Source organism: Gordonia sp. UBA5067, assembly GCF_002414845.1.
Classification (GTDB): domain Bacteria; phylum Actinomycetota; class Actinomycetes; order Mycobacteriales; family Mycobacteriaceae; genus Gordonia; species Gordonia defluvii.
Genome location: NZ_DIAX01000067.1, coordinates 1 through 13,802 on the forward strand (window position 1 = coordinate 1; position 13,802 = coordinate 13,802).

A 13,802-nucleotide genomic window follows, 5' to 3' on the forward strand; every position below is an offset into this window, starting at 1 on the left:
GCGTCGTAGATGGAGAAGTTCGAGTTCACCGTCTCGCCGAGCAGGCCCGACTGGGCGCGCAAGATCCGCACGCACATCGCGTGGAAGGTCGACACCCACATCGCACGGCCCCGGCCCCCGACCAAGTCGATGACCCGTTCGCGCATCTCGGCCGCCGCCTTGTTGGTAAATGTGATCGCCAGGATCTGTCCCGGATTCACACCGCGCTCGGCGAGCAGATAGGCGATCCGCCGGGTCAGGACCGCGGTCTTCCCAGATCCGGCGCCCGCGACGATCAGCAACGGAGACCCGGTGTGCACCACCGCCTCGCGTTGCTGTGGATTCAGTCCGCGCAGCAGTTCCTCAGCACTCATTTCGTTGACCAGGCTACCGGTCCCCTCAGACAGACTCCGGCGCCCTACTTCAACAGCGCGGCCTCAGCCACTTCGCCGACGTTGCCTTCGCCGGTGTGAACGCTCAGACCCGGGGTGAGGGGGCGCAGCGCAATGACCGAACCGTGCCCGGTGGTCTGGACATAGACGACGTGCAGCCCGGCCCGCAGACCCACTGTCACCGGACTGCCGCCGGCCAGCTGCACCGACAGTTGTCCGTCACGATTCGCGCAGTAACTCAGCGCAATGGTCCACCGCCAGTTCAGGAGCGGTCCCGACAGCGGAACACGGGTCAGCCTTTGCACCTCTGGCCGCGTACAGCTCCCCGCGCCGGCGGCGAAGGTGCGGGCCGGGGTCACGCCGCCGGGGACGAGGCGGCCGAGCTTGTCGAGCACCACCAGATCGTCGGTGACCGTCCCGAATCGCACCCTCGGTGCGATCCGGCCGAAGGTGTGGCTGATCTGGTTCTCCGGATATGCGATGGGTGTCAGGACCTCCAGCGGCAGTGCTTGGTCGAACATGATCCGGGTCGGATCGGACTGCAGGGATGTTCGTGCCGTGCGCAGATAGTCCGGCGTCGGATTGGTGCGCCACGACTGGGCGAAATTCCACAGACCCCAGCCCGACGACGCGACCAGCACGACGACGGCAGTCGCAGCGGCCGGCCACAGTGGCGTCTCCTGTCGACGCGCGACGCTCGGACAGGCCGCCACCAGCGCCAGCGCCGCAGTCATCACCAGCGCCGAATCGGGCAGATACCGCATGGTCTGCGCCAACTCGAGCGCGGTGTTGGCGCTCGACCGGTTCCACATCACCGGCAGCTGGGCGAGTGCGACATACGCTGCGGCCGCCACGACGATCGGCCACGCACCGCGCCGCCACCGCACAATCAGGCCGACGACGACGGCGAGCACCGCCCAACCCGCGATGATCTGCCCCGTCGATGCAAACCCCATCGGCGGGCTGGGAATCCACCGGTCCCAAGTCCACGGACCGCCCACCAGGGAGGGGATCACGGCATTGTTGATCGTACGCCACGTGAGGTGCAGCGTCTGGACGATGCTGTGCTGCCCGGCCGCCCCCTGTCCGCCGGTGACCGACAGGAAGATCACGGCCCATGCCACGGTAATCGGCGCCACAACCTGCCAGAGCGGCCGGGCGCCGACGAAGGCGGCCGCGAGCGGACCGGGAATGGTCGCCGTGCCCTGATCGCCACGGTCCGCGCCCCCACGGCACCACAGCACCGTCGCAATAAACACCACCGGCAGCAGGTAGAGCGACTTCTCGAAACAGGTGAGTGCAACCAGATAGACCAGCGCACTGCGCCCCACAATCAGTCGGGTGAGCCGGGAATCGCGGTGGCCTCGCTCGCAAAGGAGTACGGCGTCGCCGATCAGCCATGCCATCGCGAACAGCATCGGCAGCGAGTTGAGTCCGGCCGCCCACCACACATACGACGGAACGGTCATGGGCGTGAACAAGAAGAAGGCCAGGACCGCCACCGTCGCCCACGACGCGCCGCCGGCCAGGATCCGGATCATCCGCCAGACGGCCCACGCCACCGCGGTCGCCAGCACGACCAGCGTGATCGCGGCCGGCCACCAGTGCGTTGGTGCCAGCACTGTCGTCAGCCCGGCGACGAAGAACGCGCCCGGCATGAAGTGGCCGTCATGGTTGTGGGTGAGGTACTCCCACCCGAATACGTTGTGGGTCGAAGCCCGGCCGATCAGGATCAAATCGTCCCAGTAGAAGCCGCCGGTGGCGGCCAGCGCGATGCGCACGACCACGTAGGCCGCGATCAGTGCAAGGGCAACTCGAGCGGGACGACCGGCCACGGAAAGTACTGTACGTGGCAAGATCATCGACGTGAGTGACCTACCGCAACCTTTCGACCCGCAGGCCCACGACCTTTCCGGCGATGTGTCCGGCCTGCCCGACGACATCGAGGTCTTGCGCGGCGAAATCGACCGGCTCGATGCGATGATTCTCGCGGCCATCAAACGGCGGTCGGCGGTGTCGAAGCGGATCGGCGCCGCCCGAATGGCCTCCGGCGGGCCGCGGCTGGTGCACAGCCGCGAAGTGAAGGTCCTCGACCGCTTCGCCGACCTCGGCCAAGAGGGGCACACGCTCGCGATGCTGTTACTCCGTCTCGGCCGCGGGCCGCTGGGCCGCTGATCGGGCAGCGTCAACGCCAACCCCCTAGGGTGGAAGCCATGAGCGATGATGTGACAGCCACCGAGTCCTGGCACGCGCTCGCAGCCCACCAGCCGCACGTCTTCGCGACGACCCTGCGTGAATTGTTCGCGCTCGACCCTGATCGTGGCGGCGAACTCGTGGTGCAGGCGGGCGATCTGCGCATCGACTATTCCAAGAACCGCCTGACACGAGAAACCGTGGGACTGCTACTCAGCCTCGCCCGAGAGGTCGGCGTCGAAGACCGACGCGACGCCATGTTTGCCGGCGCGCACATCAACACCTCGGAAGACCGGGCGGTCCTGCACACGGCGCTGCGCCTGCCCGCCACCGCCGAGCTGACCGTCGACGGGCACGAGGTCGTGGCCGACGTCCACCGCGTTCGGCACCAGATGGGCCGGTTCAGTGACGAGGTCCGCACCGGGACGTGGCGCGGCTTCACCGGGAAAACGATCACCGACGTGGTGAACATCGGCATCGGCGGCTCGGACCTCGGGCCGGCGATGGTGTGTGGGGCCCTGCGCGACTATCACGACGGCCCGCGCACTCACTTCGTGTCCAACGTCGACCCGGCCGACCTCCTCGCCACCCTTGACGCCGTCAATCCGGCGACGACCCTGTTCGTGGTCTCGTCGAAGACCTTCACGACACTGGAGACCCTCTCCAACGCCCGCACTGCGCGGCGATGGCTCGTCGAATCGCTCGGCGACGCCGAGGCGGTGTCGCGCCACTTCGTTGCGGTCAGCACCAATGCCGAGGCCGTCGCCGAGTTCGGCATCGACATCGCGAACATGTTCGGTTTCTGGGATTGGGTCGGCGGCCGCTACTCGGTGGATTCAGCGATCGGGTTGTCCGTCATGCTGGCCATCGGTAAGACGGGTTTCGCCGAGTTCCTCGGCGGCTTCCACACCATCGATGAACACTTTTCCACCGCTCCACTCGAGCAGAATGCGCCCGTCCTGCTGGGCATGCTCGCCGTCTGGTACAACAATTTCTTCGACGCCGGCAACCGTGCCGTGCTGCCGTATTCGAACGACCTCGCCCGATTCACCGCCTATCTGCAACAGCTGGCGATGGAGTCCAACGGCAAGTCGGTGACCCGCGACGGGCACCCGGTCACCTGTAACACCGGCCAAGTCTGGTGGGGCGAACCGGGTACCAACGGGCAGCACGCCTTCTTCCAGCTGCTGCACCAGGGGACCCGGATGATCCCGGTCGACTTCATCGGCTTCGCCAAGCCGTTCCGGGATGTCGTCACCGCCGACGGCACGTCGATGCATGATCTTCTGATCAGCAACTTCCTTGCGCAGACAAAGGTATTGGCGTTCGGCAAAACCGCTGAGGACATCGCTGCCGAGGGAGTGGCGCCCAATCTCGTCGCACACAAGGTGATGCCCGGCAACCGGCCGTCGACGACGATCTTCGCACCGAAGCTGACCCCGGGGGTCCTTGGGCAGCTGATCGCCCTCTACGAGCACCAGGTCTTCGTCGAGGGCACGGTGTGGGATATCGATTCGTTCGACCAGTGGGGGGTCGAGTTGGGCAAGCAGCAAGCGCTGGAGCTGCTTGGCTCGATCTGCTCTGCGGACCCGCCCGCCCCACAGGGCGACTCGTCTACCGACGCGCTGGTTGCGTGGTATCGCACGCAGGCCGGTCGTACAGTCTGAGGATGCACCGAGTCTCGCGCACACTGACCGCCATCGTCCTCACCGCGGTCGGCGCCGCCACCAGCGCCTGCGCCGGTACCGACCCCGACAATCCCGGCCCCGAGGTCCCCACATCAGCGTCGATCGCCGTGCCCGCCGACACCTCGACCCGCACCCCACCCGGCCAACGGTTCGCATTCGGGGCCACCGCACTGTTGCCCGCCACAACGTTCCACCCCGGTCAACTGGCCGCGTACACGGTCACCGGACTGCGCCGCGCCGGCCGACTGCCCGATTCCCTCACCAAAGATGGGACCGGCTTCTTCCTCTATCTGACGGTGATGTCGCTGGCCGACAAGCCGTCCCCGGCACCTGATGTCATCGGCTTCGCCGGCAGCCCCGACGGCAGGACCGCGGCGTTGACCGTCCGGTCGACCGCCGAGGTCCCCACCTGTGTCACCCGGACTCCGCCGCGACTGATGAAACGGGGCGAATCCTATGCCACCTGCCTGATCACCGTCGTCGCCAAAGACCAAGAGGCCAAGGCTGCAATCTACTGGGCCAACACGGCCAACGATCCCGCGCTGGACTTCAAGAGCCATCCGATTGTCTGGACCGCCGATCCGACCCCGTCGAGCAGTCCCGCCCCCAGTCGCTGACGCCGGCTCACACCATCCGGCGCGACACCGGCTCTGGCAGGTAGCGCATCGCTGCGGCCAGCGGCTCCCACGGCCACCGCGGCACCGCCGCATGTGCCTTTTCCGCCTCGATGGCGGCCACCATCGCCGCGACGCCCGCATCGGTGGTAGCCATCAACCGGGTCTTCACGCCCCGGTTGATGTCGGTCTCGATATAGCCGGGCTCGATGACCGTGATGGCGATCGGGGTTCCCGCGAACTCTGCCGCCAACCCCTGCCCCAATGCGGTGACACCGGCCTTCGACGCCGAATACGCGGCTTGCGCCTTGGGGAGGCCACGGTTGGCGCTCACCGAGCTGATGAGCACCAGGTGACCGGAGTTCTGCTCCCGGAAGATCTCCAGGGCCGCCTCGGCCTGCGCCAGCGCGCCGGTCAGGTTCGTCTGCACCGTCTCCAGGTTCGCGTGCGCCTTACCGGTGCCGATCGGTGCTCCCTTGCCCAACCCGGCGTTAACGATCACCCGGTCGAGTCCACCCAGTTTGTCACGCAGGGCGCGAAAGACGACCGGCACCGAATCGAAGTCGGTGACGTCGAGCGCAGCCACCTCGACCTGCCCTGCCTGCGGGCGCAACTGCGCCGCCAACACCTCCAGGCGATCGAGTCGCCGCGCGCAAAGCGCCAACGAGCGCCCCTGCTTCGCAAAGGCCCGGGCCATTCCCTCGCCCAAGCCGGAACTGGCACCGGTGATGAGGATCTTCTCGCGGTTGCTCACCCGTCCACCCTAGTCACTTGAGTAGGCGCGACAGTCGACGGTCCGCGAGCTTGCGCCCACCGGTCTGGCACGTCGGACAGTATTGGAAAGAGCGGTCGGCGAACGAAACCTCGGCGACGGTGTCGCCACAATCGGGGCAGGGCAGACCGGTGCGCGCGTGCACCCTGAGCCCGGCTCGCTTTTCGGCCTTCATCGCCGACACCCCGCCCGGGCCCTCGAGCCGCCGCACGGCGTCGCGCAGGATCTCCCCGATCGCCGCATGCAGCGCGCCGACCTGCTCATCGGACAACCCCTTGGCCGTGGCGAACGGCGACAGTCGGGCCCGATGCAGGATCTCGTCGGAGTAGGCGTTCCCGATACCGGCGAGACTCCGCTGGTCGGTGAGCAGGTTCTTGATTCGCGCGGTGCTGCCCGCCAAGATCTCCCCCAGCTCACCACGGTCCACCGACAGCGCATCGGGCCCCAGAGCGGCGATACGATCGACGTCGCGGGGCTCGGCCACAACCCAAACCGCCAGCCGCCTCTGCGTGCCCGCCTCGGTCACATCGAACCCCTCACCGGGCAATCCGGCGTGGACGCGCAGCGCGATCGGGCCCTTTCCGCCCGGACGTGGCGGCTTCGGCGACAGATTCTCACTCCACCGCACCCAACCCGCCCGCGACAGGTGCAGGACCAGGCACAGCGGCTTCCCGCCCGGCTGCCCCACAGTCGTCAGGACAAGATACTTGCCGATCCGGCCGACCGAACCCACCGTGCGCCCGACCAATGCCGCGTACGGCGGATCCGCAGTCTTCAACACCGCCAGAGAAGCCACATCGACCCGCCGAATCGGCAGTCCCGCGGTGCGCTCATCCAGAAAGTTCGCAATCGCAGCGACCTCGGGCAACTCAGGCATCGGAATCATCCCCCTCGCTTCGCTCGACCCGCACCCCAGTGTGCTCTAGTGGGAGGGTGAGTTCTTCGCTTTCCGATGGCGAGTTGGCCGCCCAGATCGCACTCGGCGCCGGACAGATCCTGCTCGGCGTGCGCCATGGCGGGCTGCTCGACGGCCGATTGGTCGGCGACGCCGGGGACCGCCTCGCGCAGGCGTGGATCGGCGCGGCGCTACACCGGCGGCGCCCGCACGACGCCGTCCTCTCCGAGGAGGCGGAGGACGTGGGCGACCGGAGCAGTGCCGACCGTGTCTGGATCATCGATCCGCTCGACGGGACCAGCGAATTCTCGCACGGCACCTCGGACTGGGCGGTTCACGTCGCACTGACCGTCGACGGGCGCCCCAGCGAAGCCGCCGTCGCCATCCCCGCCCGTGACGAGTTGTTCCGTTCCGACACCATCGGCACGGTGGGCGGGCCACTCACCGGCCGGATCGCGGTGTCCCGCTTCGGTGGCAGTTATGAATCCCATCATGTCGCCAACACCCTTGGTCTACAACGCGTTTCGATCGGGTCGGCGGGCGCGAAAGCGATGGCGGTGGTCCGCGGCGATGTCGATGCGTATGTCCACGCCGGTGGCCAATACGAGTGGGACAATTGCGCACCAGTCGGTGTGTGTGCCGCCGCCGGCCTGCACTGCAGCCGACTCGACGGCTCCGAGATCATCTACAACCAGCGCGTACCCTACATGCCCGACTTCGTCATCTGCCGCAGCGAAATAGCCGGCGAGGTGTTAGCCGCCCTCGACACCGTCTGGTGATGCGGCCTCCGGTGAGCGCAGCAGGTAAATGTCCATCACCCAGCCGACCCGGGACTTCAGCGCCGCCCGCGCAGCGGTGATGTCGTCGGCCACGTCGTCGACGCGGCCCGATACGAGCACCTGATCGTCGGTGCCGAGGTTCGCGGCCCAAAAGATCTCGTCACCGGGTCGCGCCGCCGCACGGAAAGCCTCGCCGCCGTCGAGCATCACAATCTGGTTGCCCCGCACTAACTCCGGCGTCTGCGCAAGTTGTCGACCGGTGGTGATGTGGACGGGTTCACCGACCCGGTTGACCGCGATGCCGTGTGCGGCCGCGAGTGCCGACGCACTGGTCACCCCTGGGATCACCGTGTGCACCACCACCCATCCGGGGCGGGCGGCGAGCGCGTCGACGATGCGCAGCGTGCTGTCATATAGCGACGGGTCACCCCAGACCAAAAAGCCGACAACGGGCACCCGGCCGTCGGGCGCAGGCAACGGTGCGATGGCCGCCGCGATCGCGTCGACGCGTGCGGCGTGCCAGCGGCGCACCTCACGGTCGTAGTCGGCGGGCCGGCGGTCCCGCGGCGGATCGGCGACCACCAGCACATCGCACCCGGGGGCGTACCGGTCCAGCAGGTCGGTCCGCAGTCGGCGCATCGACCCCGTCGACTCCCCTTTGTCAAGGAGGACCACGGCGTCCAGATCGCTGAGCGCGTCGACTGCCTCCAGCGTGATTTGTCGTGGATTCCCGGGGCCGATGCCGATCACCGCGATTTGTACGGTGCCCGGCGATTCCCTCACAGCTCACCACTGTAGTCGGCAGGACAACACGTCAGGCACCCAGCGAGCACTGTGGCCCGGCACCGTTTCGGTGCCGGGCCACAGTGGTCAGTTGCTACTGGTATTTCTTGAAGCCGGCAGCCGTGGCGTCCGCCTCGGTAGCGAACCAGATCTCCGCAATCGTCGCCTTGTAAGCGGACGAGGCGGGGGTGTGGAACAGGCCCGAGTCTGCGTTGCCCTTGATCGGGAAGCCCTTCGGCTCCGCGTCGCCGGGCAGCGGCAGGTGTGCACCCTTGGGCAGCGGGACGGTCTTGCCGTCGCGCACCCACGTGCCGGCCGCACCGGCGGCAGCAGCCGCACCGGCAGCGGCAGCGGCACCCTTGCCGGTAGCGTCGCCGACCAGACCGGAGACCTTGTTACCCGCAGCGTGAGCCGCATCGTCGGCCTTGTCGAACGCGCCCTCGACGCCACCCTTGACCTTGTCGAACGCACCCTCGGCTGCGCCCTTCACCTTGTCACCGGCACGCTCGGCCGCGTGCGCGGCATCATCTGCGGCGTCGCGGACCCGATGACCCGCGGCACCGGCCGCAGCAGCAGCACCGGCCGCACCGGCCGCAACCTTGCCACCTGCACCTCTAACCGCGGCCTCGACGTTCGGAGCCTTCAGGTTCGGCGCCTTCAGGTCCGGACCGTGCCCGCCCGTGCGCTTACCGCCACCGGTGAGCAGACGCCACAGCCATGCCAGCAGCAGCAGCCCGCCGACGATCAACAGCGGCAGCAGCAGCCACCACCAGTTGAAGCCGCTCGTCTTGGGCGCGCTGACCTCGGGGAGGTTGACGTTCGGCGCCGTCATGTCCGGCATATTCACATTCGGTGCGCTGATGTTCGGCAGGCTGATCTTCGGCCACCCCGGCAGGCTGAGCGCCGGCCACTTCAGTGCGCCCAACTTGCCACCGAGGTCGGGGAGACCCGGCAGGGTCGGCAGGTTGATCCACTTGCCAGTCTTGGCATCGAACGACAGGTCGCCGTTGGCGAACTTCTGGGTGATGACATCACCGTTGACCACGGCATCACCCAGCGGCAGGCCGAGGGCACCGGCGATCTGCGGGTCGGCCAGCGCAGCGGCGAACGGGCCGCGGACGACCCATGCGCCGGTCGCGGGCGTCCAGTAGATCTTCGGGTTGTCCTCGGCGGCGAACTCCGCCACGCGCGCACCCTCGGGTGCCTGCGCAACGCCTTCGCTGGTCTTCGGGAAGCCCAGGCTTCCGGTCGGACCGCCCTCGGTGCCGAACTTCTCGTTGATGGCACCGTAAAGAACGTGTGCACCGGTCTTCTCCGACCAGTAAACGGTGCCGCCGGTGTGCTTCTGCTCGAAGCCGTCGCCCACCGAAGTGAGGTCGCCTTCCTTCTCGCCTAGACCGGTGTTGCGAAAGCCCTTGTCTGCGGTTCCGGTGGCAACCTCGGCAGCTGCTTTGTCGACTGCGGTCCGCGCATCGTCCTGCGGTGCTGCGGATGCGTGCGGCGCGACGAGCATCAGCGTGCCGGCGGCGGCGACGACGCCGATTGCCAGCCGACGCAGAGCCACGAGCCCTGACTTCTTCTGTACGGGTTTCACTCCGCGAACTCCTCGTTTCATGGCACTTCTTGATCCATGCCTGACCTTAGCTTGCTACATCTGCGCCGAAAGTGCAGCACAATCGCAGCGCAACCACGACCGAATTGCTGACACCAAAGGGTCGATTGCCATTGCCCACCCTAATGGGGATATCCCGGACGCGGCGTAGTTTGGAACCAAACTTGTCGGATGTCTCGCAATAGATGCGGATTCCAGCAATTCGGCACCGCCGCGATGGCCCTACCGATACCGATACCGACGTCATGGTGCTCCCGGCAGGATTCGAACCTGCGACACCGGCTTTAGGAGAGCCGTGCTCTATCCCCTGAGCTACGGGAGCGGACCGCCGCAACAACCATTCGACGGGCGGTTCGAAAGTCTACCCGGCGCTGACCACCGCCCCATTCGGGCGCTGGGGTTCACCGGTGCGCCGGTGAACGGGCGCCGGTATGGGTTCGAGCGGATGGCGGCGAATCTGCCAGGTCTGGAATGCGACCAGGACCACCAGCGCGGCCAGTAACGCCGCCGTGGTCCACATCGTGCCCCACTCCAGTCCCCCGTGGCTGCGCGGTTTGCTCAGGAAGTCGCCGACGGTGGCGCCCAGCGGCCGCGTAAGCACAAAGGCGATCCAGAACAGTGCCATGCCATTGATCCTGGTGAAGTAATGACACCCCAGGAGGGCCAGCATGATCGCCGACAGGAGCATCGCGCTGTCGCGGAATCCCAGTCCCACGCTGTCGGCGAGAAAGTCGCCGCTGGAGGTGCCCAGGCTGTTGGAAATCAGGATCGCGATCCAGTACAGCACCTCCCCTTTGAAGGTGGCCACGTTCTCGACATCGAGGGTTTGGCCGCTGCGCCACCACACGACAAAGACGACCGCCAGCGCACTGGACAGGACAATCGCGCCACCGGTATAGCCGATCCCGCCCGTGCGGTTCATCAGGTCCGACAGTGTGGTACCCGCAGTGCTCGTCAGCGCAATGACCGTCCAGAAGACGGCGGGATGGAAGCGCCGAGCCCTCAACTGCACGGTCACCGCCACTACGAACAATCCCAGAAAGATCAGCGTGGCAACCAGATAGCCGACGTGCAACGTCTGGGCCAACAGATCACCGCCGGTTTCGCCGAGGGTGGTCGCCACGATCTTGAGCACCCAGAAAAGCGCGGTGACATGTGGGAGTTTGCGCATCACCCAACCGGCGGGGGAATCCGCCGAGTCCGCTTCCGGGCGCTCCCCAGTTGACACCACCATGGTCCTTGGCCTCCTCTTCCCCGCCGCTGCGGAGTCGCTATCGCGATGGTCGATACGACCATCGGTCATCGCCGCTGAGGAGACACTGAGACGCTACTTGCCGGCGGCCTCCACGCGCGCGGCGATAGCGTTGACGAACACCGCACGGATGTCATTGGCGGTCTTCGCCGTATAGGACGTCCCGCCGGTGGCGTCGGCGATCGCCTTGAGCGCCTGGGTGTCGGCGTTATCGGAAATCCCAATCGTCAAGATGAGGACCGGGCGGGCCGGGTCCTGCATTTGTTTTATCTCGGCGAGCAGTTGTTCGAGACTGATGCTGTTGGGGTCCTCGTTCTCCCCGTCGGTCATGATGATCACCGAGTTCGAGAAATTCGGGTCATAGGTCTGCAGCATCTTCTTGTACGCTGCCAGCGTCGTGTCGTAGAGCCCGGTCCCGCCGTGGACGTCGGCCATCGCCTTTTTCACGGCCTCGGCGAGCACGTCGCGATGAGTGCGGCCGTCGGCCGATCGCGCGCCCAGCGGCCGGATCTGCGCGACTTCCTTGTAGTCGATACCGGGTCCGCCGCGGTCGATGCTGAACACCCAGGCGCCGACCTCGGCGTTATTGGGGAACATCTTCAACCCAGACAGCGACGCTTCGCGCAGGAGGTCGGCGCGCGTACCCGATCCCGTGCTCGCGACCATCGACCCGGAGACGTCTTCGACGACGAGGGTTCGGATCGGGATTGCCAGCACCTGCCACTGCCGCAACGCTCGATCAACCTGTTCGGGATCTTTGAGCGTCAACAGTTTCACCGCGCCGACACCGGCACCATCGGCCAGCGGCTGCCCCTGCGCGTCCCGAAGGAACTCGCGGGCCAGAATCTTGCGCCCTTCTGCCGAGCCTGCGACCTCGGCGAGGACCTGACCGGCCTTGGACGCCTTCTCGCGGCGCGCATCCGAGGCGGTGTTCACCAGCGGATAGTCGAGCATCACCGTCCCGTCGGCGGGGGTGCTGGCCTTTAGCGCCGACCTCTGGTGGGTACGGGTGAACTGCAAAAACTGCTGCTCGGTGGTGAGCACCGGAATGTCGGGGGTCGTGTTGGCCAAGTTGAGCCGCGTCCCCTCGCGGTCGTTGCCGGTGCGCGCATTGTTCTGCTGAACGGCCAGGACGGTCATCGCGTCGATCAACTGCTTCTGCGTGATTCCGCCGGCGTCGACCTCGGCAAGGGCACCCATGATCGGTGCATCGCCGATGGTGGTGTCGATCGGCGAGCCCATCCGCAGGTTGGGCAGGCGCATCACATCGACCCAGCTCTTGAGCGGGGGCACCTGCTGCCCGACGACCACGGCTGGACTCTGCGCCAGCGAACCGGCGATGGTGGACAACGGGCGCTGCAACTGGTTGGCGACGCGCCGCATCTGCGAACCCGAGTCCGCGACCCACAGATCCGGCGTATCGGGCTTTGTCAGTTGCGCGGGGACGTCTGGCCCGGGCACCGCGGTAACGGTGAACGCGAAGCAGCGGCCGGCCGCGGCCGCGGCGATGTCTTTGAGCGGTGCGGCGAGCGCCGGATCGGCAGCCACGGTGACCGGTTCGTCTTTGCAGCCGAACACCCCGCCTCGCCACGCGATGAATCCACCTACGAGGGCGAGGACGACGAGCACCGTCGCCACCGACCAGATCAGTCCGGCGCGCCGCGGCTTACTCGTGTCGGCGTGGTCGAATCCGAAGTCATCCTCGACCATCGCGTGTCGACTCGGCATTACATACTCCCCTTCATGTCCCTGGTGTCCGTCCCTGGTGTTTTCAGCAGTCCGCTACCGGGTGGCGAAGACGGTTCGAAAGTTCGCCAGGGACGCGTGCAAGTCCTTTTTGGTGGCCAGGGCGGCGGCCTTGCCCGCCGGTCCGAAGAGCGGCAGACCGCCCAGATCAACCTCGAAGGTTACCGTTGAGCCGCTACCGCTGGGCCTGATCGACAGATCGAGCTTCGCCTTCACCCCGCCCTTGCCGTCGCCGACGAGTCGAACCTCCTTCGGTGGATCGAATTTGTCGACAGTCCAGTTGAACCGGACCCGGGCACCCTTAAGCTTGATCACCGAGGCAACCTTGACACCTTCGGCCAACTCGCCGGACGCGGGGAGAGCGCTGCGCCACCCGTCGTGCAGCGTCAGCCACTCGTCGTAGCGGGCGAGGTCCGACGCGTGTTCCCACGCCTCCGACACCGACATGTCGACATCCACGGAGTCCTTCGCCTTGGCCATGAGCAACCACCCTACTGTCACCGAGCGCGCGCGGGAACTGCTGGGCGCTCATCTGGTCGGCCATGGGGCAACGGTGATGATCACCGAGGTCGAAGCATATGACGGCGTCAACGATCCGGCGTCCCATGCCTTCACTCGGACCCCGCGATCGGAGATCATGTACGGACCGCCCTGGCGGCTGTACGTCTACCGCATCCACGGGCACCACTGCGCCAACGTGGTCACCGGACCGACCGAGCATGCTTCTGCAGTCCTGATTCGCGCCGGCCGAGTCGTCGAAGGGCTGCCGATCGCGCGCGAGCGGCGGCCATCGGTTCACGACGACGACGCACTGGCGCGCGGGCCGGGCAACCTCACCCGGGCACTGGGAATCACCCTTGCGGACAAGGGCACCGACCTCCTCAGCCCGACTCCGGTCGCGCTGCGCCGACGCGATGGCCCCCCGGCATCAAACATTCGCGACGGACCGCGCGTCGGTGTCCGGCTGGCCGCGGACAACCCGTGGCGGTTCTGGTTGGCCGACGAGCCGTCGGTCTCGGCATACCGCCGTCATCCCCGGGCGTAAGCCCCTCCCGCCGAGTGGGCAGTCAACTCCCGCCGAGTGGGCACCCCCACCC

The 13,802-nt window shown here is 67.0% G+C and carries 14 protein-coding genes and 1 tRNA gene; 5 read left to right on the plus strand and 10 right to left on the minus strand.

All coding sequences use genetic code 11. The features are described 5' to 3' along the window. Positions 1 to 353, minus strand: a 353-nt coding sequence (locus B4M62_RS11725; RefSeq protein ID WP_290712977.1) for a UvrD-helicase domain-containing protein, incomplete at its 3' end; no start/stop codon positions are given. Between the two features lie 44 nt (positions 354 to 397). Beyond that, positions 398 to 2,206 carry a hypothetical protein gene (locus B4M62_RS11730; RefSeq protein WP_290712980.1) on the minus strand — a complete coding sequence of 603 codons (1,809 nt, stop codon included), beginning with the start codon at positions 2,204 to 2,206 and terminating at the stop codon, positions 398 to 400. A 31-nt stretch (positions 2,207 to 2,237) separates the two neighbouring features. Between B4M62_RS11730 and B4M62_RS11735 the strand changes: the two genes are divergently transcribed. From B4M62_RS11735 to B4M62_RS11745, 3 genes are read left to right on the plus strand one after another with little or no spacing between them, the layout of a single operon-like run. After that, positions 2,238 to 2,546, plus strand: a complete 309-nt coding sequence (locus B4M62_RS11735; protein WP_290712982.1) for a chorismate mutase — start codon at positions 2,238 to 2,240, stop codon at positions 2,544 to 2,546. 38 nt (positions 2,547 to 2,584) lie between these two features. After that, on the plus strand, positions 2,585 to 4,231 hold the full coding sequence (gene pgi / locus B4M62_RS11740; protein ID WP_290712985.1) for a glucose-6-phosphate isomerase: 1,647 nt from the start codon (positions 2,585 to 2,587) through the stop codon (positions 4,229 to 4,231). Positions 4,232 to 4,233: 2 nt separating this feature from the next. Beyond that, positions 4,234 to 4,869: a hypothetical protein gene (locus B4M62_RS11745; RefSeq protein ID WP_290712988.1), complete on the plus strand. Its 636-nt coding sequence runs from the start codon at positions 4,234 to 4,236 to the stop codon at positions 4,867 to 4,869. 7 nt (positions 4,870 to 4,876) lie between these two features. Here the strand turns inward: B4M62_RS11745 and B4M62_RS11750 are convergent, their stop codons facing one another. Both B4M62_RS11750 and B4M62_RS11755 read right to left on the minus strand, forming a co-directional pair. Further along, positions 4,877 to 5,620, minus strand: a complete 744-nt coding sequence (locus tag B4M62_RS11750; RefSeq protein ID WP_290712991.1) for an SDR family oxidoreductase — start codon at positions 5,618 to 5,620, stop codon at positions 4,877 to 4,879. 13 nt (positions 5,621 to 5,633) lie between these two features. Beyond that, positions 5,634 to 6,515: an Fpg/Nei family DNA glycosylase gene (locus B4M62_RS11755; RefSeq protein WP_290712994.1), complete on the minus strand. Its 882-nt coding sequence runs from the start codon at positions 6,513 to 6,515 to the stop codon at positions 5,634 to 5,636. A gap of 56 nt (positions 6,516 to 6,571) precedes the next feature. Between B4M62_RS11755 and B4M62_RS11760 the strand changes: the two genes are divergently transcribed. After that, positions 6,572 to 7,312, plus strand: coding sequence for a 3'(2'),5'-bisphosphate nucleotidase CysQ (locus tag B4M62_RS11760; RefSeq protein WP_290712997.1), 741 nt, complete (start codon positions 6,572 to 6,574; stop codon positions 7,310 to 7,312). Here the strand turns inward: B4M62_RS11760 and cobF are convergent. From cobF to B4M62_RS11790, 6 genes are all read right to left on the minus strand, one after another. Continuing rightward, positions 7,286 to 8,095 (minus strand): precorrin-6A synthase (deacetylating), encoded by an 810-nt coding sequence (gene cobF, locus B4M62_RS11765; RefSeq protein ID WP_290713000.1) that lies wholly within the window; start codon positions 8,093 to 8,095, stop codon positions 7,286 to 7,288. The two genes, B4M62_RS11760 and cobF, sit on opposite strands and share 27 nt — an antisense overlap. 94 nt (positions 8,096 to 8,189) lie before the next feature. Next, positions 8,190 to 9,689: an LGFP repeat-containing protein gene (locus tag B4M62_RS11770; RefSeq protein WP_290713003.1), complete on the minus strand. Its 1,500-nt coding sequence runs from the start codon at positions 9,687 to 9,689 to the stop codon at positions 8,190 to 8,192. 264 nt (positions 9,690 to 9,953) lie between these two features. Beyond that, a tRNA-Arg gene (locus B4M62_RS11775) sits at positions 9,954 to 10,029 on the minus strand. A 39-nt stretch (positions 10,030 to 10,068) separates the two neighbouring features. Beyond that, the gene (locus B4M62_RS11780) at positions 10,069 to 10,941 is read right to left on the minus strand and encodes a hypothetical protein (RefSeq protein WP_290713007.1); all 873 of its coding nucleotides are present in this window, start codon (positions 10,939 to 10,941) and stop codon (positions 10,069 to 10,071) included. A 93-nt stretch (positions 10,942 to 11,034) separates the two neighbouring features. Next, complete coding sequence (locus tag B4M62_RS11785) at positions 11,035 to 12,687, minus strand: VWA domain-containing protein (protein WP_290713010.1); 1,653 nt, start codon at positions 12,685 to 12,687, stop codon at positions 11,035 to 11,037. Between the two features lie 54 nt (positions 12,688 to 12,741). Beyond that, positions 12,742 to 13,185 (minus strand): type II toxin-antitoxin system Rv0910 family toxin, encoded by a 444-nt coding sequence (locus B4M62_RS11790; RefSeq protein ID WP_290713013.1) that lies wholly within the window; start codon positions 13,183 to 13,185, stop codon positions 12,742 to 12,744. Here B4M62_RS11790 and B4M62_RS11795 point away from each other — a divergent pair. Beyond that, the gene (locus B4M62_RS11795; RefSeq protein WP_290713016.1) at positions 13,184 to 13,750 is read left to right on the plus strand and encodes a DNA-3-methyladenine glycosylase; all 567 of its coding nucleotides are present in this window, start codon (positions 13,184 to 13,186) and stop codon (positions 13,748 to 13,750) included. The genes B4M62_RS11790 and B4M62_RS11795 overlap by 2 nt on opposite strands. Positions 13,751 to 13,802 lie beyond the last annotated feature (52 nt).

Bases quoted from the DNA above. Each gene is read 5' to 3' on its own strand.
- pgi (WP_290712985.1), top strand. From the start codon at position 2,585: ATGAGCGATGATGTGACAGCCACCGAGTCCTGGCACGCGCTCGCAGCC.
- B4M62_RS11745 (WP_290712988.1), top strand. From the start codon at position 4,234: ATGCACCGAGTCTCGCGCACACTGACCGCCATCGTCCTCACCGCGGTC.
- B4M62_RS11755 (WP_290712994.1), bottom strand. From the start codon at position 6,515: ATGCCTGAGTTGCCCGAGGTCGCTGCGATTGCGAACTTTCTGGATGAG.
- B4M62_RS11780 (WP_290713007.1), bottom strand. From the start codon at position 10,941: ATGGTGGTGTCAACTGGGGAGCGCCCGGAAGCGGACTCGGCGGATTCC.
- B4M62_RS11785 (WP_290713010.1), bottom strand. From the start codon at position 12,687: ATGCCGAGTCGACACGCGATGGTCGAGGATGACTTCGGATTCGACCAC.
- B4M62_RS11795 (WP_290713016.1), top strand. From the start codon at position 13,184: ATGAGCAACCACCCTACTGTCACCGAGCGCGCGCGGGAACTGCTGGGC.
- B4M62_RS11790 (WP_290713013.1), bottom strand. From the start codon at position 13,185: ATGGCCAAGGCGAAGGACTCCGTGGATGTCGACATGTCGGTGTCGGAG.